Origin of the sequence: Pseudochrobactrum lubricantis (assembly GCF_041929865.1) — a bacterium.
GTDB lineage: Bacteria > Pseudomonadota > Alphaproteobacteria > Rhizobiales > Rhizobiaceae > Pseudochrobactrum > Pseudochrobactrum saccharolyticum.
On the sequence record NZ_JBHEEE010000006.1, the window covers coordinates 65,739 to 84,832 of the forward strand.

A 19,094-nucleotide genomic window follows, 5' to 3' on the forward strand; every position below is an offset into this window, starting at 1 on the left:
TGCGAAGGCCGCGATGGGCGCGGTCTCCAGACAAGGACGCTCACGATGACGAACGAAGACGAAAACGCAGGTTACGAGCCGATCCACACCGCATCCCCCACCGATCATGTCCTCAACGAACTCCAGCTCTACGGCTGGCGGCCATATCAGGACGAACCAGATCCGAGGCCGCTTCCGGAGGGCAATGCCGTCGCCGCAGCCGTCGCAGATATCTTCGATGCCCTCGTCGCGACCCTCGGCGACACCCGCCTCGAACCCGATCTCGAAGAGCTGCTCTGGGGAGCCGTCAATCTCTTCCACCGCGCCACCGGCCGGGTGGAGCGCGAGCTGGACGACAACGAGCGGGCGCAGCGCCGGTTTCAGACGGAACAGGACGGCAGCGAGGTGAAGTCGGTCGAACTCGAACGCCTCACGGCAGAGGGCCAGACCATGATCGAACGGCGCAACAGCATGGAACTCTTCCGCGATGTCGCCGCCGAAGCCTTCGAGCACCACACCGGCAGCGCCTGGAGGCCCCGCACCGGCTCGAAGGTCAGCCATCGCAATCTGACCGCCGCGATGATCGACTCCAGAGACTACCTTGCCGCGAAGCGCCGGGCTGAGAAGGAGGTGCTGCTGCCCGCCGGTCCGAAAGTTGCCGTCTCGGGCGGAACCGACTTCAACGATCATACCCTGATCTGGGCGAAACTCGATCAGGTTCGTGCGAAGCACGCCGACATGGTGCTCATCCACGGCGGCGCGAAGACGGGCGCGGAACGCATCGCCGCCCGCTGGGCAGCCAGCCGCAAGGTGCCGCAGATCGCCTTCGAGCCCGACTTCCAGAAGTATCCGGCAAAGCAGGCTCCCTACAAGCGTAACGACACGATGCTGGAAGTCCTGCCGGTCGGCGTCCTCGTCTTCGGCGGCGGCGGCATTCAGGGAAACCTCGCGGACAAGGCCCGCAAGCTCGGCATCCCGACCATGCAGTTCGAGGGCGGCGCGTAAAGCGCCGCCTTCCGGCAACCCTTCACCGGCCGAATACTTGACTACGGGAGATGATGATGGCTTTGATTGAACATCCTTGCAGAACCGGCACAGCAGCATAGTCGCAGGCGGAGCGTATTCACCGGAAGCCTGTCGTGATCCTCAACCGTTCATGCGGAGGCTTCCATGTCGCTGATCCTGCTCGCTATCTCCCTGACCATCATGCTCTGCATCATCGCCTATAATCTCGCGATCTATGCACTGCCCTTCATGGTCGGCCTCACGGCCGCACAATATGCCTGGGCCGCCGGCGCGGGCCTGTTCATGACCGGCTTCGCCGCCATCGCCGCCGCCCTGGGGGCGATCGCGCTGGTGATCGGCGTTCTCGGCTTCGCGAAGAACCCGGCCCTGCGCCTGATCGCACTCGCGATCTTCGCAGTTCCCGCCGCCATTGCCGGCTATGCCCTTGTCCACGGCGTTACGAAGAATGCGGTCGACTCTGCGATCGTGCTCAATCTGCTCGGCGGCACGGGCGGCCTGTTCATCGGCATCGCCGCCATGGTCAATCTCAATGCCCTCGGCGTCTCGGTCTTCTCGCGCTGATCCGGCATCGCGATCCGCCGCTCCCAGGACAAACTGAGGCGGCTTGCGCCGCCCGCCCTTCGGCCTCCCGCTCAGAACGCGATGCAGCGTCGGCGCCGGTCGGCCCATGCGCCCGCTTCGGGTCTGCTTCGCCCGGTCAGGAGCGGCCGATCATCGGCATGAGCCCGCAGGCCGCGAGCGTCTTTCGCCCGCTGGCCAACTCCCCTCGTGTCGTGAAGGCTGGCCGCGACCACCTTCATTTCCGCCTCGCCACGATGCTAATGGACCGCACTGCCGGCCGTCGAACCGGGGGACGCAGCGCCGTTCCGTGCCTTCAGCACCCGTCAGCCCTCTTCATTGCCTTCCCGGAGGCCCATGCCCTCCGAGCAGCGAGACGCGGGTGGCCGGAAGCGGATGATGGAGGTGTCGTCCCGGCGGCGCGGAATCATCGGGCCTGACGTTTCGCTGTTGCCGGCGAGAATGGCGATGGTCTGCCGTGCGTCTGATCCCGTGTGCGTTCAGAGGCACCAATCCCTCCGACTGACTGATCCCCTAAGACCGTTCGGTTTCCGGCCGCAACCCACGCGGCTCCGGACCGTGTTGCCGCGCAAGCGCGGCTGCCCGCCCCACTCCGGGCCTTATGGGCGAGCTGCCCGCGAGCGTGCAGTTGCAGGCGTCTCCCGCCGGCCTTGGCCGGGTCTCGTCGGAGGGATGGTCCCTCCGAGAAGCAACGGAGACTTACAATGCAGAACATCGTCATTCTCGCCGGTAACATCGGTCAGGACCCCGAAACCCGCACCACCCAGGGCGGCACCCGGATCACCCACTTCACGTTGGCCACCTCGCGCCCCCGCTACTCTGAAGGCAAGGTTGTCCGGGACGAGAAGGGCTACCGGGTTCAAGACACTGAATGGCACCGGATCACTGCCTTCAACGGCCTCGGCAAGACGGTCCAGGACTATTGCAAGAGCGGTATGAAGGTGCTGGTTCGCGGCCGCATCCACTACACGAAGTGGAAGGACCAGGAAGGCAACGACCGCTACGGATGCGAGATCATCGCCGAGACGGTCGATTTCCTGAGCCGGGCAAAGCAGACCGAAAATGAGCGGGGCGGACAGACCGACTACGACGACGACATCCCGTTTTGAGCGGGAGGCCCAAGGCCCGGCGGCGCAAGCCGCCGGGTTTCTCCATGTTCGCGACCGATCGCGCCGCCGGAAGATTTACCGGCCCGAACCGCCCCGCGCTGCGGCGCGACGGTCCGAGGTCTTCGCCGGGGCATCGGGCAGGTCCAAAAACCGGCATCCACTTTTTGGCCCGATGCTCCCCTGATGAAAGGGGGGGCGGAGCCGCCCCTCTCAAACTCACCCCGAAGGGTCAGGGCAAAGCCCCGCCCCCTCCAGCTCCCCCACCCATGAAGGGGGTGCGACACCCCCTCCAAACCACCCCGGCCCATACGGACGCGGCCCCTGTCGGGGCCGCGGGCTATCTCTCTCTGACTGCGCATTGTACGCCAGCCCATCCGGCCTCAAGGACTGCGCGGCCCCTCCAATTTTCGACTCCGTTCCTTGCTAGGCCCGGATCAGAAAATCGGTTCCTCCGCTTGCCGCACGGCGGCCGCGTTCCGCGTTCCCTGACCCCTCTGTGCTGAGGCGTGGACACCTTTCGTCAGAAACGAAAGGAGACTTAGAATGTCCAAGCTCGATTTCCTCGACTTCCATGCGAAGTTCATCGCCTTCGGAAATCAGGTTCGTGCGAACCGCGCCGAGTGCGACACGCGCTTTGCCGAGGTCGTCCATGACCGGCTCGCCGATGCGCTCGAGCAGCTTGCCGGGTTCTGCCGGGAAGGCCATCGGGCGGAAGCGTTGCTTCGGACCGAAACCGATCCGGCCGCGCGCGAGGCCCTGGAAATGACCATCGACTTCTGCGTCGGCGATCTCGAAACCAGCGGCGGCGGCTTCTATCCCTGGCATCTCCTGGATTGCATCGATCCGGAGATAGACTGGGGCGGCTACAGAGATCCGGTCGCGGAAATGTGGTGCCCTCGTCCGATCCCGGAGAGCTTCACGGTCAGCGACGAGCACCTGTGCGGCCTCGGCGGGATCATCCGGCGGATCGCGGCCGATACCGGCATCCGCTTCACCACCTATCTCTACTACGACTGCATCGGGCCGGACGGGGCGGCGGGCATCGAACCCGCGATCTACGAGACCCCGATCAGAAACGACAGATACCGATAGTGCCGGAGAGGCGGCGGGCGGCGGCAACCGCCTGCCGCCTTTGCGACGTCCTGGCTGCAAAGCCGAGCGGATCGACCGCTCGACCTTGCTCATGAAAGGGGGGCAAGCCACCCCTCTCAAACTCACCCCGGAAGGGGCAGGGCAGAGCCCCGCCCCCTCCAGCTCCCCCACCCATGAAGGGGGTGAAACACCCCCTCCAAACCACCCCGGCCCATACGGACGCGGCCCCTGTCGGGGCCGCGGGCTATCTCTCTCTGACTACGCATTGTACGCCAGCCCATCCGGCGTCAAGGACTGCGCGGCCCCTCCAATTTTCCTCCGCCGGCCAGAGGCCGACTCCACAAAATCGGTTCCTCCGCTTGCCGCACGGCGGCCGCGTTCCGCGGTCCCTGACCCCTCTGTGCTTGAGGCGTGGACACCTTTCGTCAGAAACGAAAGGAGACTTGATATGTCTGATTTCCACTATGTCGAACTCTATGCGAAGTTCGCAGGCTTCCGAATCATGGTGCTTGCCAACCGGCTTGCCTGCGACGACGATTTCAGCCGCGGCGCTCACGACAGGCTGGTGGCCAAGCTCGACCAGCTCATCGACCTGGCGCGCGGGACGCTCGCCGCTCAGCATGCGCTGGCGCTGAACCCCGATGGCCCCGATGCAGACGATCTCGGCGAGCAGATCTGGGGCGCCGGGCAGGACCTCACCTACAACTGGCGCGAACCGGACGGCATCGATCTTCTTCATTGCGAGGTTCACGTTGATTGGGCCACGAAGGAATACTATGACAGCCGCACCGGGACGTGGCGCTTCCTCGACGGCTTCCCTCCGCCGCGCGTCGAAGTCGGTGACGACCGACTGAACGGCCTTTGCGCCATCCTGCGCCAGATCGCCGCCGAGACCGGCATCCGGTTCAATACCTACACCACCGATCCGGCCTTCGAGGACGAAGAGCAGGACGGATGACGTCATCAGGCGACAGGCGGCTTCGGCCGCCTGTCGCCTTTCCGTTGAGCCGGGAGCCAAGGCCGCCGGTTCGACCGGCCGCCTTTGCTTGCGAAAAGAGGGCGTTGCCCCCTCTCGCGCTCTCCCCATGAAGGAAGGGCAAGCCCCTCCTTCAAACATCCTCCCATGGGGAAAGGGGACGGTTCCCTCCTCCCTTTCCCCAAACCCCTTTCCCTCTCCCGGAAGCCGCTTTCCGCTGCGCCCTGAGCGGACTACCTCCGCGCAGGGGAACGCAGCCCTGGCATTGATCATTCGCCGCGATGGCGCGAATCCGCCCGGCAGAACGGCGGGTGCGCAGCTTCGTTGCCGACGCCGGACCGAGTGAGGCGCCCGATCACCCGTCGCGTGCTCGGCCTGGCGGTGGCATCAGGAAGGCGTTCGAGGCTCGCGGTCGGACGCCACCCTGCTCTTGAATGCTCCACTCTGGTTTCGCCATGCCCTTCCACGATCAACCCGTGAAGGGTCCGCTACGCAATGCGTGCGGCCTTTGCCGGCGCAGCCTGCAAGGTGATCGCGGCCATGCCGAAACATTTCGGGAGCCTGTCGAGCGGAGATGGTCCCGCTCCCGCACAGGAGCCGAGAAATGTCCCTTCCAGATGCAAACGCCTACGCCTTCAGCCTCGCCTCTACCCTGATGGTCTCCATCGTCATCTTCCGGGCCGGGGATGGCACGATGGCCGTGATGCCCTTCGCCGAATATGACGGCGACGAGGATGCGATCGTCGGGGAGATCGACCCGTTCGCCTGATCCGGCCAGGGGGCGCTCGCCCTCTTTCCGGCTCGCCGACGGGAAGGCACCACATACCGGGCGAGCGTGGCGCACGGCGACCGAATCAGTTCGGCCTAACCTATAGAGAACCCGTGAATTTCACTCGATTACCGCTGGCTCTTTTTGCCAAGAGCGACTAAATTAGTCGTAGTTCTGGCGTGCGCATTCGTGGCTGTAGGAGGTGATCATGCATGATCACCGCCCGACAGTCGCGGGCCGCGCGCGCGTTGCTTGGATGGACGCAGGAGACGCTCGCTGACAAGGCCCAGGTTTCCCTGACCGCGCTGAAGCGCCTTGAGTCCGAGAGCGGCCTCAAGGTCTACGAAAGCACGCGGGATCAGGTGCGCCGGGCTCTCGAAAACAACGGCATCATGTTTCTGAGCACCGATCAGGGTGAGGGCTTGATGCTTGTTCGGCCGAAACAACAGCACCGCAAAGAATACTGATGCCGCTATTTCCTTCTGAAGCAAACCTTCCTTTGTCATTCTGCCATGCCGGGCTGGCACATTGGCGGCGCGCTGGAGCGCAATCCCAGGGGACAAGCCATGATCGGACCCTGCCGTGACCGACAACGCCTTTCTCGATGCACCGCCGGATTGCCCGGAACTGACACCCTACGACCGCAAGAACATGAAGCGCTACTTCCGCCTGCACGACTCGGCTGCGGACGGCGCGTGCTGGCGGGAGGCGGTCTCGATCCTGTTCGGCCTCGACGCGGACAGCGAGCCTGAACGCGCGCGGCACGTCTACGACACCCACCTGGCGCGGGCGCGCTGGCTGACCGAGCAGGGCTATCGCCATCTCGTGCGCGAAGGATACCGGAAATAAGCGATCACCGTGATGCCTGCGCGGCAACATCCGTTGCCAGCGATCGGGCTTCCGCGAGCAAGCGGCAATTGTAATCATCACTCCTCTGCACGCCCTAATTCTACGACTGCGAGGAGGAGGCGATGAAACCCGACATATCGCAGTGGCGATCTTCCTCCACCTACGACTTCCTGGACGATATCGACTCCCCTGACATCGCCTGGGAGTGGCTTCGCCGCAATGCGAAATATCAGGGCGACTACCGGGCCGTGGCGGACGCGGCGGTCGACGATACGCCTGCCACCGTAGACCTGATCAACAACTGGGGGCTTTGCTTTCCCCGTCCGGCCCGGCCTCTCGGCCGTAGAAACGCCGGTATTCTGGCTGCCCGGCCACGACACCGGCGCTCTCGTCCTCGCCGCCACGCCGCCAATCCTTTCCGGCGGACTTGATCTCTCGGCCGCGCTCGGGTCGGCCGAGGCCAGAGCGAGCGACGACGGCGAATATTTCCGGTACGACCTCGGCGGCGGCCGCTACCTCAATCTCGTACGCCTTTCCGGCGCTGACGCCGGCGGACCGCTCTCGATCGTCATTCCGATCGATACGGACGGGCTCGACCGCGCCGATGCCGTCCAACGCCTGTTCAGCCGGCTGTTGCGGCGGCGCGTGCCGGAGGACCGGCGTCTGACCCGCCAGCAACGCCGGCGGGCGCGGCACATGCTCCAGGCTGTCGATGGCCGCATGAACGGCGCTACCTACCGCGAGATCGCGGGCGTCATCTACGGACAGGCCCGGATCGCCGACGAGCCCTGGAAGACGTCGGCCCTGCGCGATGCCGTCATGGATCTCGTCAAGGACGCCTTCTCCATGATCGAGGGCGGCTATCTCAGCCTCCTGCGCCGGCGCCGGCGCAAATAATCCGGCGTCGGGCCAGGGGGTGCGATTTTAGCATCGCCATCTTCGCACTCCCCCCTGCCGTTGCTTCTTCGCCACCGTGGCCTTCGACCGCCGCTGACCATCAGCGGCCTCGCGAACCCCACGGAGGCCCGATCATGACGCCCGACATTTCCGACCTGCCGCCACGCTATCTTCGCACGCCCGAGGCCGCGCTATACCTCGGCCTGTCTGGCCGGACCCTCGAAAAGCATCGCACCTACGGCACCGGCCCGGCCTATCGCAAGCTCGGCGGCCGCGTCGTCTACGCGATCGACGACCTCAAAGCCTGGGCCGAGCGGGGCGCTGTCACCTCGACCGCCGATCCACGCGGCTCGGTCTTGCCCGCCAAGCGCCACGCTTCCCTGGTGTCGCCCGCCTACAACGGCGTGCGGCGGCATCGCTGAGGCGGACCCGGCATGCAGCGCCGCCGCCTCATCACGCCCAGCGAACGCAACACGCTCGATCCTTTCGTCGTCGCGACCGGCGATGCGCGGCCGCGCGACCAGCGCGATCTCATGGAACGGCCGTTCTTCTCGCTGGCCAAGGCCAAGCGCGTCGTGCCGATCCTCTACGAGGCCGGCGACGTGCGCGTCGAGGTCCTTGCCGTGCAGGAGCACGGCATGGCGACCATCTGGGACGCCGACGTCCTGATCTGGGCCGCGAGCCAGATCGTCGAAGCCGAGAATCTCGGCCTTCGAACCTCGCGCTTCCTGCGCTTCACCCCTTATCAGCTTCTCACCGCGATCGGCCGCGAGACCGGCGCGCGCGACTACAAGCTCCTCAAGGGCGCACTCTCGCGGCTCCAGTCGACGGTCATCCGCACCAACATCCGCCAGGGCGAGAACTGGCGGCGGCACCAGTTCTCGTGGATCAACGAGTGGGAGGAACTTTCCCGCGCCGACGGCCGCGTCGAGGGCATGGAGTTCGTCCTGCCCGACTGGTTCTACCGGGGCGTCGTCGACCGCTCGCTGGTCCTCACCATCGATCCGGCCTACTTCCGATTGAGCGGCGGCATCGAGCGGTGGCTCTACCGCGTCGCCCGCAAGCACGCCGGACGCCAGCCCGGCGGCTGGCTGTTCGACGTTCCGCACCTCCATGAGAAATCCGGCAGCCTGGTGCGCGTCTCCGACTTCGCGCTCCAGCTCCGCCGCATCGCCCTGCGCCAGCCGCTGCCCGGCTACCGCCTGCGCATCGAGCGGGAGGGCCGCCGCGAACTGCTAAGGATCGTACCGGTCAGCCCGTCAGCGGCCCCTGTGGACAAGGCTGTGGACGCGATCGGGATTTCGCACGCAGCACTATCGGGATTTCGCACGCAGGCGGTATCGGGACTTCGCACGCACGCACCACAGTTAAGTCTCTGGCCCGAAACCACGATTCCCGGCCTTAACTTAGAGTCTAATAGAGAATCTAACATTGTTGGGCGCGCGCGCGATGTGGAAAACCTCATCCGCAGCGCCGCCAGAAGTCTCGATGCCGGCGTCACGAAGACGAAACACGGACATGGGCCGCAGGCTAGTCCGGTTACGTCTTTCCGTAAATCCTCCCTTACGGCCGACGATACTTCAAACGCGCCGACGCCGCCCCGATCCCGAAAGCCGGGAGGGCACACATGATCGTCGCCGTGCTCAACCAGAAGGGCGGCGTCGGCAAGACGACGCTCGCCCTCCATCTCGCCGGCGAATGGGCGCGGCGCGGCCAGCGCGTCACCCTGATCGACGCCGACCCGCAGGGCTCCGCGCTCGACTGGTCGCAGCAGCGCGGGCGGGAGGGCCTGCCACGCGCCTTCGGCGTCGTCGGCCTCGCCCGCGACACGCTGCATCGCGAAGCCCCGGAACTCGCCCGCGACGCCGACCACATCGTCATCGACGGACCGCCTCGTGTCGCCGGACTCATGCGCTCCGCGCTGCTCGCCGCCGACCTCGTGCTGATGCCGGTGCAACCGTCGCCGCTCGACGGCTGGGCCTCGGCGGAGATGCTGGCGCTCCTGACGGAGGCGCGCATCTACCGGCCTCAGCTCGTCGCCCGCTTCGTCCTCAACCGCTGCGCCGCCCGCACGGTGATCGCGCGCGAGACGGCCGAGACGCTGGCCGAGCACGATCCGCCGGTGCTCGCCACGACGATCGGCCAGCGCGTCATCTTCGCCGACGCCGCGCAGACCGGACGGCTTGCCTGCGAGATCGCCGCCGACAGCCTGGCCGCGCGCGAGATCTCGGCGCTGGCGGCCGAGATCGCGCGGCTCGGCGTCGGGAGGACCGCGCCATGACGGTGCTTTCCGAAACCCTCCTGGCCGGCGATTGCCGCGACCTCATGCCGGAACGCGGCCCGTTCGACATGATCCTCGCCGATCCGCCTTACGGCGACACCTCGCTCTCCTGGGACCGCCGCGTCGAAGGCTGGCTTCCGCTCGCGCGGGCCGCCCTCAAGCAGACCGGCTCTTTGTGGGTGTTCGGTTCGCTGCGCAGCTTCATGGTCACGGCGATCCGGTTCGCGGATGCAGGCTTTCGCATCGCGCAGGAGATCGTCTGGGAGAAGCAGAACGGCTCCAGCTTCCATGCCGACCGCTTCAAGCGGGTGCATGAGCTGGCCGTTCAATTCTATCCCGCCGAGACGCCTTGGCGCGACGTCTACAACGATGTCCAGACGACGCCGGACGCGCTGGCGCGCACGGTGCGGCGAAAGAAGCGGCCGCCCCTTACCGGCCAGATCGACGCCGGCCACTATGTCAGCCAGGACGGCGGGCCGCGCCTCATGCGCTCGGTCATCTACGTGCGCAACGCGCATGGCCGCGCCATCCATCCGACCGAGAAGCCGTCCGCGCTTCTCGAAATCCTGATCCGCACGAGCTGCCCTCCTGGCGGCCTGGTCGGCGACTGGTTCGCCGGTTCGGGCGCGGCGGGCGAAGCCTGCCGGCTTTCCGGCCGCCGCTATCTCGGCTGCGAGATCGACGCCGCCATGGCCGAGCGTGCCCGCGCGCGCATCGCCTCCGTGCTGCCATTCGACGCGGGAGCCGCGCCATGACGGTCCGCACGGAAAAGCGCGGCTTCGCCTCCCGGCCCGGCGACGCCGAAGGCTGGATCAAGGCTGGCGAGACGCCGCCCGCGCGCAGTGGCGATGCCGCCGCCTTCACCGCGCGCCTCACCATCGACATCACGCCCGAGCTGCGCGGCCGCATCAAGATCGCCGCCTTCCGGCGCGGCGTCACGGCGTCCGACATGCTCCGCGAGCTGCTCGAACGCGAATTTCCCGACCGCCAAGGAGACATGCCATGACCGGCAATGCGGCCTACCGCTTGCGCGGCCGTCCGCTGCCGAACGGACCGGCGCCCTTCACCACGCTCGTCGAACTCACCTGGATCGAGAAGCGGATCGAGTGCTGGATCAGGTTCGGCCAGGAGAGCTACGAGCAGAAGCTCGACCGCCGCCGCAGGCTCGTCGGCTTCGCGCCCGAGACGATCTTCTGCCTCGTGCGCTGGGCCGCCAACGAGCACGGCACGATCATCTCGCGCGTCGACATCGTGCGCGCCGTCGACCGAGGCGAGCCGTTCCAGACGCTGCCATTCGTGCGGCCCGGCGGCGACATCCTGCTCAAGATCGACGGCTGGCCGAAGGTTGAGCGCGTGCTCCAGATCGTCGACGCGATCGAGGCGCAGGGCATCGATCCCGCCGAGGTTTCGCCCGACCACTGGCGGCACGTCCACAACCGGCTCGCCGCGGGTCACGAACCGCGCGCCTACACCGTCACCCGGCACAAGGCGTTTCTCCTGCGCCGGAGGGCGGAGCCATGACCCGCCTCGGCTACGCCGTCGTGACGTGCCTCGCGGCCACGGGCGCGGTCGCGGCGGCGATCGTCCCGGCGCCGACACGGCTGATCTGGAACGCGACCGCCAGCGCGCCAGTCGGATTCTACACGGTCGAGCCCGCCGTTGCCCTGGAAGTACCGGATCTGGTCGCCGTGCTGCCGCCCGAGCCGCTCGCGAGCTTCATGGTCGCGCGCGGCTATGTCGGTCGCGGCGTGCCGCTCCTCAAGCGCGTGCTCGGCCTGCCGGGGCAAAGGGTCTGCCGCACCGGGCGCACCATCACGGTCGACGCGGTGGAGATGGGCGAGGCGCTGGAGCGCGACCGTATGGGCCGCGACCTGCCCGCCTGGCAGGGCTGCCGGGTGATCGGCGACGGCGAACTCTTCCTCATGAACGACGTCCGCGACAGCCTCGATGGCCGCTACTTCGGCGCGCTTCCCGCCTCGGCGGTCATCGGCCGCGCGATGCCTCTCTACACCGATGACGACGGCGATGGCCGCTTCGTCTGGCGCGCGCCGACGCGGTGACGACGCGCTCCTTTCATCCTCACCGCAACGCACAGGAGACGAAAACCATGGCGCATCTCGGCCACTTCACCCGCACAGAAACCGGCTTCGAAGGGCGCTTCCACGCGCTCGGCATCGACGAGCCGCTCACTTTCGTTCCAGCCGAACCATTGGAGACCGAGAACGCGCCGCAATACCGCATCCTGCTCGGCGATCAGGACGGTCTCGACATTGGCGCGGGCTGGTCGCATGTCGGCGAACGCGCTGGCGAGTTCGTCTCCGTCGACCTCTACAGCCCGCTCTTTGGCGGCATTCTGCGCGCCAATCTCTTCCGCGACCCCGACGACGAGACGGTCTGGGGCCTGCACGTCACTCCCTCGAAGAAGAAGCGGGCGGAGGACTGAATGGTGCCGGTCCAACCTTCCGCCAGCGTCGGACCACCTTCCGCCGCCCGACGCCCAGCACTCCTCCTTCTTCTTTCCGGCCTGATCTTCGCCGCGCCCTCGGCGTTCCCGGCTTACGCGCAGACCGTGCAGCCGGCGCGCAACGCGGCCGCCGATCCGCATGCCGCCCACGTTGCCGAGGCGTCGCGACGCTTCGCCATTCCGCAGGCGTGGATCGTCGCGGTAAAGCGCGCCGAAAGCGCCGGCGACATGCGCGCCGTGTCCCCGGCCGGTGCGATGGGCCTGATGCAGATCATGCCCGCGACCTGGGCCGAGCTGCGCGGTCGCTATGGCCTCGGCCGCGATCCGTTCGCGCCGCGCGACAACATCCTCGCGGGCACGGCCTATCTGCGCGAGATGCTCGACCGCTACGGCAATGTCGCGGCGATGCTGGCGGCCTACAATGCAGGGCCGGCGCGGCTCGACCAGCATCTCGCGACCGGCCGTGCGCTGCCCGCCGAAACCCGCGCCTATGTCGCGGCGATCCTGCCGGCAATCGGCGTGAAAGCCGACCTCCGCGCCGCCGCCATGCTGCGCGGCAAGCGCCGCGGATGGCGGGATGCGCCGCTCTTCGTCGGCGCGCCCGGCGATGCGGCCGCCTCCCTACCGGCGCGCCGTCAGCCTGCCGTCGCGCCGCAGTCCGGCGACCTCTTCATCGCCCGTTCGGGCGCTGGAGGTCCGAGATGACGGCGTTCGCGGTCTCGGTCGGCGTAGCGTGCAACCGGCGAGGATCGGCGGGGTGGCCGGGGAGGCGCAGAACCACAACCGGACGATGGCGAGATAAAAAGGCGCGAGGTGCGCCTGATTCCGGTTGTGGTTTTTCAAGGAGTTACGCGCCGTCTGCGCGATGTGCGCGGTTCTGGCGAACCTCGCGATTTTCCGGCTTTCGCCGTCTTTTCCATGACTTGCCGCGATGTGCGGGGCTCATGTGATGAGCGCCGAGGACGATTTCCGCATCCGCCCTGGCCGCATCCGCTCTTCGAAGGCGGAGCGCGCCAGACCGTTCATCGCTCAGGCGCTCGCTGCCGCGCAGAAGGCCGGCGGGCGCGTCTCGCGCTCCGGCCGGATCACGCCCGGCAACCGCTCGCAGTTCGGGCGCGGCCGGCGCGCCAGCGTGCAGGCGAACCGCGTGCTCACGCGCCGCTCGCGCAACGTGGTGATCAAGACCCGCGTGGTCCGGCACTCGGCGCGCGCCGCTCCGCTCGCCGCCCATCTCAAATATCTCCAGCGTGACGGCGTGACCCGCGACGGCGAGAAGGCCCGCCTGTTCGGCGCCGAGCTGGACGAGGTGGACGCCCGCGACTTCGCCGAGCGCTGCGAGGACGACCGGCACCACTTCCGCTTCATCGTCTCACCCGAAGACGCCGGGCGCATGACCGATCTGAGGGACTTCGCCCGCGATCTCATGAGCCAGATGGAAAAGGACCTCGGCACGAAGCTCGATTGGGTCGGCGTCGATCACTGGAACACCGACAACCCGCACGTCCACATCATCCTGCGCGGCCGCACGGACGACGGGCAGGACCTCGTGATCGCCCGCGACTACATCAAGGAGGGGATGCGAGCACGCGCGCAGGATCTCGTGACGCAGGACCTCGGCCTGCGCAGCGATCTCGAAATCCGCGGCCATCTGGAGCGGCAGGTCGAGGCCGAGCGCTGGACCGATCTCGACCGGCAGCTCGCGCGCGACGGCTATCGCACCGGCGTCATCGACGTCGCGCCGCATCCCGACCGCCAGCCCGACGAATATCTCCCGCTCAAGGTCGGCCGGCTGCGCAAGCTCGAATCCCTCGGCCTCGCCGAAGAGATCGGCCCCGGCCAGTGGACGATCTCGGACAAGGCCGAGCCGACGCTGCGCGAACTCGGAGAGCGCGGCGACATCATCAAGCGCATGCACCGTGCGCTCGCCGAACGCGGCATCGAGCGTGGCACGGCGAGCTATGTGCTCGCGGCCGAGAGCCTTGACGACCCGATCGTCGGCCGGCTGGTCGAGCGCGGCCTGGATGACGAGCTGAAGGGCACAGCCTATGCCGTGGTCGATGGCGTCGACGGCCGCACCCATCACATCAAGTTCCCCGATCTCGACTCGACCGGCGACAGCGCGCCGGGATCGATCGTCGAGCTGCGCAAGTTCGACGACGCGCAGGGGCGCCGCCGCGTCGCTCTCGCCGTCCGCTCCGACCTCGACATCGGCCGGCAGGTCACGGCGACCGGCGCGACCTGGCTCGACCGGCAGAACATTGCCCGCGAGCCGGCGTCGCTCTCGGAGGGCGGCTTCGGCGCGGAGGTGCGCGACGCGCTCGACCGCCGCGCCGAGCGCCTGATCGAGCAGGGCTTTGCCGAGCGGCACGGCCGCAGCGTGATCTTCAACCGCAACCTCCTGCGTACCCTGCGACAGCGCGAGGTCGACGCGCTCGGCGAGCAGATCGCCGCGCAGACGGGGCGCGTGTTCAACCATTCCGCCGGCGGCGAATACGTCGCCGGGACCTATCGCCAGCGTTTCACGCTCGCCTCTGGCCGCTTCGCCATGATCGACGACGGCCTCGGCTTCCAGCTCGTGCCCTGGTCGCCCTCGCTCGAAAAGCAGCTCGCCAGGCACGTCTCCGGCGTCGCGCGCGGGGACGGCGGCGTCGACTGGAGTTTTGGCCGCAAGCGCGGGCTCGGCCTCTGACCATCACACCCTTCCAAGAAAGGACCCCGCAATGTCCGCCACGAAAATCCTCTGGGGCCAGATCCTCACCGTCTTCCTGATCGTCCTCGCGACGACATGGACGGCGACGCAGTGGACCGCGTGGCGGCTCGGGTTTCAGGCGCAGCTCGGCACCCCATGGTTCGAACTCGCCGGATGGCCGGTCTACTATCCGCCGTCCTTCTTCCTGTGGTGGTACTTCTACGACGCTTATGCGCCGTCCGTTTTCATGGAAGGCGGCCTCGTCGCGGCATCAGGCGGCTTCATCGCCATCGCCGTTGCCATCGGCATGTCGGTCTGGCGGGCGCGCGAGAACAAGGAGGTCGAAACCTTCGGCTCGGCGCGATGGGCGCGGCCGGAGGAGATCACCGCCGCGCGTCTTCTCGACCCGGATGGCGTGGTGCTCGGCCGGATGGATCGCTCCTATCTGCGCCATGACGGGCCGGAGCATGTCATGTGTTTCGCCCCGACCCGATCCGGCAAGGGCGTCGGCCTCGTCGTGCCGACCCTGCTGACCTGGCCGGGAAGCTGCGTCGTCCACGACATCAAGGGCGAGAACTGGAGCCTGACCGCCGGCTTCCGTTCGCGGCACGGCCGCGTCCTCCTGTTCGATCCGACCAATGCGCGCTCCTCGGCCTACAATCCTCTGCTCGAGGTGCGAAAGGGCCAGTGGGAGGTCCGCGACGTCCAGAACATCGCCGACATTCTCGTCGACCCGGAGGGCTCGCTGGAGAAGCGGAACCACTGGGAGAAGACCAGCCACGCGCTTCTGGTCGGCGCGATCCTCCATGTCCTCTATGCCGAGAAGGACAAGACGCTCGCCGGTGTCGCCGCCTTTCTCTCCGATCCGAAGCGGACGATCGAAGCCACGCTCGACGCGATGATGCGAACGGCGCATCTGGGCGAGGCCGGGCCGCACCCTGTCGTCGCCAGCGCGGCGCGCGAGCTGCTCAACAAATCCGATAACGAACGCTCGGGTGTGCTCTCCACCGCGATGTCGTTCCTCGGCCTCTACCGCGATCCGGTCGTGGCCGAGGTGACGCGCCGCTGCGACTGGCGGATCGGCGATATCGTCGGCGCTGCGCGCCCGACGACGCTCTATCTCGTGGTCCCGCCTTCCGACATCAACCGGACCAAGCCGCTGATCCGGTTGATCCTCAACCAGATCGGCCGCCGGCTCACCGAGGAGCTGGAGACGAGGGGCGATCGCCATCGTCTGCTCCTCATGCTCGACGAGTTTCCCGCACTCGGCCGGCTGGATTTTTTTGAGAGTGCGTTAGCCTTCATGGCGGGATACGGGCTGAAGAGCTTCCTGATCGCGCAGTCGCTGAACCAGATCGAGAAAGCCTACGGGCCGAACAATTCGATCCTCGACAACTGCCATGTCCGCGTCGCCTTCGCCACGAATGACGAGCGGACGGCCAAGCGTGTCTCCGACGCGCTCGGCACGGCGACCGAGATGCGGGCGATGAAGAATTATGCCGGGCACAGGTTGAGCCCTTGGCTCGGCCACCTGATGGTGTCGCGCTCGGAGACGGCGCGACCGCTGCTCACGCCCGGCGAGATCATGCAGCTTCCGCCCGCCGACGAAATCGTCATGGTGGCGGGCACGCCGCCGATCCGGGCGAAGAAGGCCCGCTACTTCGAGGACCCGCGTTTTCAGGAAAGGGTCCTGCCGCCCCCGGCGCTGGTCTCCGAGAATGTCGAGCCGGACGACTGGAGCAGCCTGCCCCTGCCGCAGCGGCCGGAGGTCGATCTGACCCCGGTCTCCGGCGTTGGCGAGGATGACGACGATCCGACCGAATCCGAGCGGCGGCACCAGCCTGAACTCAGCCGCGTCAAAACCGTCGAGAAAAAGGAGCCGATCGACAACGAGTTCGGCGGCGATCCCGGCGACGACAGCGAGGACGATACCGTTCGCAACAGCCGGATGAACCGGCTTATGCGGCAGGTCGCGCGGCAGGCTTCGCTCGATCCCAATGACGGCATCGACCTGTGAGGCCCGCGATGATCCGAACACCGAAAAAGCAGCGCCTGTCCGTCTATCTCGATCCCGATGTCATGCAGGCGCTCGTTGCCTATTCGGCCCGGCGCGACCAGTCGCGCTCGCTGATCGCCGAAGCCGCGATCGCGTCCTTCCTGTCACCCGACGATGCCGAGCGCCGGGAGGCGGTCGTCGCCAAGCGCCTCGATCAGCTCGACCGCCGCATGACGCGCCTGGAGCGCGATCTCGGCATCGCCGTCGAGACGCTGGCCGTCTTCGTCCGCTTCTGGCTCACGACGACGCCCGCGTTGCCCGAGCCTGCCGCGCAGGCCGCGAAGGCGAAGGCCGGCGAACGCTACGATGCCTTCGTCGCCGTCCTCGGCCAGCGGCTCGTCAAAGGCCCGAAGCTCCGGCAGGAGGTTTCGGAGGACATGGACGCGGCGGGCAAGGACGAGGGCGGCACGCCGTAGGCCGAGGCGAATTATACAGTCCGCAATCTGACCACCGCGCCGCGAAAACAGATAAGTCCAAGCAACTGATTCGGTTTTCGCGCGCGCCCACCGGGATCACCGTCACGAGCGGACTCCGCCGTTTTCCTGTCTTTGCACGCCACCGCACTACTACGACCGATACTTGTTGAATCGGCCCGACTTCGGGCTCTTTTACTCATCCCCGATCCAGGGCTGCGCATGGGGCGTGCCCGCTACCGGACGGGGACGACGTGGCGCGATCCTTCCAACAGACCGAGGCGACGACGCGGGGAGCGCGGATGCTCCGTACCGCGCTCGGACCCGCAATCGCCGGGTTTCTGGAGGACCCCGCGGTTGTCGAGGTAATGCTCAATCCCGATGGGCGGCTCTGGATCGACCGGCTCTCCGAAGGGCTGGCCGATACGGGGGAGCGGCTGTCGGCGGCCGATGGCGAGCGCATCGTGCGGCTCGTCGCGCATCATGTCGGCGCGGAGGTCCATGCCGGAGCGCCGCGCGTCTCGGCCGAGCTGCCCGAGAGCGGCGAGCGGTTCGAGGGCCTTCTTCCTCCCGTGGTCTCCGCGCCCGCCTTCGCGATCAGAAAGCCGGCCGTCGCGGTATTCACCCTCGCCGATTACGTCGCCTCCGGCATCATGTCCGCCGACCAGGCGCAGACGCTACGCATGGCGGTCCAGTCACGCGCCAACATCCTTGTCGCCGGCGGCACGTCGACCGGCAAGACGACGCTGACCAACGCCTTGCTGGCCGAAGTGGCGAAGGGCGCGGATCGCGTGGTCATCATCGAAGACACCCGCGAGCTGCAATGCGCCGCGCCGAACCTCGTCGCCATGCGGACCAAAGAGGGCGTCGTCACCCTCTCCGATCTCGTGCGCTCGTCGCTGCGCCTGCGCCCTGACCGCATTCCCATCGGCGAGGTGCGCGGCGCCGAGGCCCTCGATCTTCTCAAGGCATGGGGCACCGGACATCCCGGCGGCATCGGCACCATCCATGCCGGCACGGCGATCGGCGCGTTGCGCCGCCTCGAACAGCTCATTCAGGAAGCCGTCGTCACCGTCCCGCGCGCCCTGATCGCCGAGACCATCGATCTCGTCGCCGTGCTCGCCGGCCGAGGCTCCGGCCGCCGTCTCGCCCAGCTCGCCCGCGTCGAAGGGCTCACCGCCGACGGCGACTACCACGTCATTCCCGCAACTCAGCCCCCCACAGGAGAACCTTGATGAAGTCGCCCGCTTCCGCCCCGATCACGACCGTTCCGCCGGTTCCGGCCAAGCCGCCCAGGTCCTCCGTGCTGCGGGGAGCATACGACCGGCTCGCCAGTTCGACCGCGCTCGTCACCATCATGATGATGTCGGCCGCGCCGTCCGCCCACGCCTCCGGCTCCTCGATGCCGTGGGAAGCGCCGCTTCAGAAGATCCTCGAATCCGTCGAAGGGCCGGTCGCGAAAATCGTGGCCGTGATCATTATCATCGTGACGGGTCTGACGCTCGCCTTCGGCGATACGGCCGGCGGCTTCCGCCGTCTCATCCAGATCGTCTTCGGCCTGTCGATCGCGTTCGCGGCCAGTTCCTTCTTCCTCTCCTTCTTCTCGTTCGGCGGCGGGGCGCTCATCTGATGGCGGCCGGCTTCGAACAGCTCGACGCCGTGCCGGGGTTCTCGGTTCCCGTCCATCGCGCGCTGACCGAGCACATCCTGCTCGGCGGCGCGCCGCGCTCGATCGCCATCATGAACGGGACGCTCGCCGGCGCCGTCGGCCTTGGCCTGCGGCTCTGGCTGGTCGGGCTCGCGATCTGGATGATCGGCCATCTCACCGCCGTCTGGGCGGCCAAGCGCGATCCGCTCTTCGTGGAGGTCGGGCGCCGACATCTGCGCATCCCCGGCCACCTGTCGGTGTGAGGGC

The 19,094-nt window shown here is 67.3% G+C and carries 25 protein-coding genes; all 25 read left to right on the plus strand.

Annotated elements, in window-relative coordinates; genetic code table 11:
• Window positions 1-45: 45 nt before the first annotated feature.
• Window positions 46-984, plus strand: coding sequence for a DUF2493 domain-containing protein (locus tag JNC80_RS13225; RefSeq protein WP_024897978.1), 939 nt, complete (start codon window positions 46-48; stop codon window positions 982-984).
• A gap of 165 nt (window positions 985-1,149) precedes the next feature.
• The gene (locus JNC80_RS13230) at window positions 1,150-1,566 is read left to right on the plus strand and encodes a hypothetical protein (protein WP_003497248.1); all 417 of its coding nucleotides are present in this window, start codon (window positions 1,150-1,152) and stop codon (window positions 1,564-1,566) included.
• Window positions 1,567-2,288: 722 nt separating this feature from the next.
• Window positions 2,289-2,693, plus strand: a complete 405-nt coding sequence (locus tag JNC80_RS13235; RefSeq protein WP_003497247.1) for a single-stranded DNA-binding protein — start codon at window positions 2,289-2,291, stop codon at window positions 2,691-2,693.
• A 543-nt stretch (window positions 2,694-3,236) separates the two neighbouring features.
• The gene (locus JNC80_RS13240; protein WP_035242850.1) at window positions 3,237-3,785 is read left to right on the plus strand and encodes a hypothetical protein; all 549 of its coding nucleotides are present in this window, start codon (window positions 3,237-3,239) and stop codon (window positions 3,783-3,785) included.
• Between the two features lie 448 nt (window positions 3,786-4,233).
• A complete protein-coding gene (locus JNC80_RS13245; RefSeq protein WP_003500079.1) occupies window positions 4,234-4,743 on the plus strand; it encodes a hypothetical protein in 510 nt (169 codons plus the stop codon).
• A 622-nt stretch (window positions 4,744-5,365) separates the two neighbouring features.
• A complete protein-coding gene (locus JNC80_RS13250) occupies window positions 5,366-5,530 on the plus strand; it encodes a hypothetical protein (RefSeq protein ID WP_167666299.1) in 165 nt (54 codons plus the stop codon).
• A 212-nt stretch (window positions 5,531-5,742) separates the two neighbouring features.
• Window positions 5,743-5,997: a helix-turn-helix domain-containing protein gene (locus JNC80_RS13255; protein WP_003500086.1), complete on the plus strand. Its 255-nt coding sequence runs from the start codon at window positions 5,743-5,745 to the stop codon at window positions 5,995-5,997.
• Window positions 5,998-6,112: 115 nt separating this feature from the next.
• Window positions 6,113-6,379: a DNA -binding domain-containing protein gene (locus tag JNC80_RS13260; protein ID WP_003500087.1), complete on the plus strand. Its 267-nt coding sequence runs from the start codon at window positions 6,113-6,115 to the stop codon at window positions 6,377-6,379.
• 122 nt (window positions 6,380-6,501) lie between these two features.
• The gene (locus tag JNC80_RS13265) at window positions 6,502-6,810 is read left to right on the plus strand and encodes a transcriptional regulator domain-containing protein (RefSeq protein ID WP_174005926.1); all 309 of its coding nucleotides are present in this window, start codon (window positions 6,502-6,504) and stop codon (window positions 6,808-6,810) included.
• Window positions 6,811-6,955: 145 nt separating this feature from the next.
• Window positions 6,956-7,276, plus strand: a complete 321-nt coding sequence (locus JNC80_RS13270) for a DUF2285 domain-containing protein (protein ID WP_255411965.1) — start codon at window positions 6,956-6,958, stop codon at window positions 7,274-7,276.
• A 134-nt stretch (window positions 7,277-7,410) separates the two neighbouring features.
• The gene (locus tag JNC80_RS13275) at window positions 7,411-7,698 is read left to right on the plus strand and encodes a helix-turn-helix transcriptional regulator (RefSeq protein WP_003500089.1); all 288 of its coding nucleotides are present in this window, start codon (window positions 7,411-7,413) and stop codon (window positions 7,696-7,698) included.
• A 12-nt stretch (window positions 7,699-7,710) separates the two neighbouring features.
• Window positions 7,711-8,907, plus strand: a complete 1,197-nt coding sequence (locus JNC80_RS13280) for a replication initiator protein A (protein WP_003500090.1) — start codon at window positions 7,711-7,713, stop codon at window positions 8,905-8,907.
• A complete protein-coding gene (parA, locus tag JNC80_RS13285) occupies window positions 8,904-9,557 on the plus strand; it encodes a ParA family partition ATPase (protein WP_003500091.1) in 654 nt (217 codons plus the stop codon). The genes JNC80_RS13280 and parA overlap by 4 nt, the downstream gene beginning before the upstream one ends.
• Window positions 9,554-10,312, plus strand: coding sequence for a DNA-methyltransferase (locus tag JNC80_RS13290; protein WP_003500092.1), 759 nt, complete (start codon window positions 9,554-9,556; stop codon window positions 10,310-10,312). The genes parA and JNC80_RS13290 overlap by 4 nt, the downstream gene beginning before the upstream one ends.
• Window positions 10,309-10,563: a ribbon-helix-helix protein gene (locus JNC80_RS13295; protein WP_003500093.1), complete on the plus strand. Its 255-nt coding sequence runs from the start codon at window positions 10,309-10,311 to the stop codon at window positions 10,561-10,563. The genes JNC80_RS13290 and JNC80_RS13295 overlap by 4 nt, the downstream gene beginning before the upstream one ends.
• A complete protein-coding gene (locus tag JNC80_RS13300) occupies window positions 10,560-11,078 on the plus strand; it encodes a DUF2840 domain-containing protein (protein WP_003500094.1) in 519 nt (172 codons plus the stop codon). Before JNC80_RS13295 ends, JNC80_RS13300 begins: the two co-directional genes overlap by 4 nt.
• A complete protein-coding gene (locus JNC80_RS13305) occupies window positions 11,075-11,617 on the plus strand; it encodes a S26 family signal peptidase (protein WP_003500095.1) in 543 nt (180 codons plus the stop codon). The genes JNC80_RS13300 and JNC80_RS13305 overlap by 4 nt, the downstream gene beginning before the upstream one ends.
• A 47-nt stretch (window positions 11,618-11,664) precedes the next feature.
• Entirely contained in the window at window positions 11,665-12,000 is a 336-nt protein-coding gene (locus tag JNC80_RS13310) for a DUF736 domain-containing protein (protein WP_024899640.1), read from the plus strand.
• On the plus strand, window positions 12,001-12,726 hold the full coding sequence (locus JNC80_RS13315) for a lytic transglycosylase domain-containing protein (protein ID WP_003500099.1): 726 nt from the start codon (window positions 12,001-12,003) through the stop codon (window positions 12,724-12,726). It begins immediately after the preceding gene.
• Window positions 12,727-12,970: 244 nt separating this feature from the next.
• Entirely contained in the window at window positions 12,971-14,710 is a 1,740-nt protein-coding gene (locus tag JNC80_RS13320; RefSeq protein ID WP_024899641.1) for a relaxase/mobilization nuclease domain-containing protein, read from the plus strand.
• A 31-nt stretch (window positions 14,711-14,741) separates the two neighbouring features.
• Window positions 14,742-16,727, plus strand: a complete 1,986-nt coding sequence (locus JNC80_RS13325; RefSeq protein WP_003500103.1) for a conjugal transfer protein TraG — start codon at window positions 14,742-14,744, stop codon at window positions 16,725-16,727.
• Between the two features lie 8 nt (window positions 16,728-16,735).
• Complete coding sequence (locus JNC80_RS13330) at window positions 16,736-17,182, plus strand: hypothetical protein (protein WP_003500104.1); 447 nt, start codon at window positions 16,736-16,738, stop codon at window positions 17,180-17,182.
• 299 nt (window positions 17,183-17,481) lie between these two features.
• Window positions 17,482-18,414, plus strand: a complete 933-nt coding sequence (gene trbB / locus JNC80_RS13335; RefSeq protein WP_003500105.1) for a P-type conjugative transfer ATPase TrbB — start codon at window positions 17,482-17,484, stop codon at window positions 18,412-18,414.
• 122 nt (window positions 18,415-18,536) lie between these two features.
• Window positions 18,537-18,809, plus strand: a complete 273-nt coding sequence (locus tag JNC80_RS13340; RefSeq protein WP_234825348.1) for a TrbC/VirB2 family type IV secretion system protein — start codon at window positions 18,537-18,539, stop codon at window positions 18,807-18,809.
• Entirely contained in the window at window positions 18,809-19,090 is a 282-nt protein-coding gene (locus JNC80_RS13345) for a VirB3 family type IV secretion system protein (protein WP_003500121.1), read from the plus strand. Before JNC80_RS13340 ends, JNC80_RS13345 begins: the two co-directional genes overlap by 1 nt.
• Window positions 19,091-19,094: the final 4 nt, after the last annotated feature.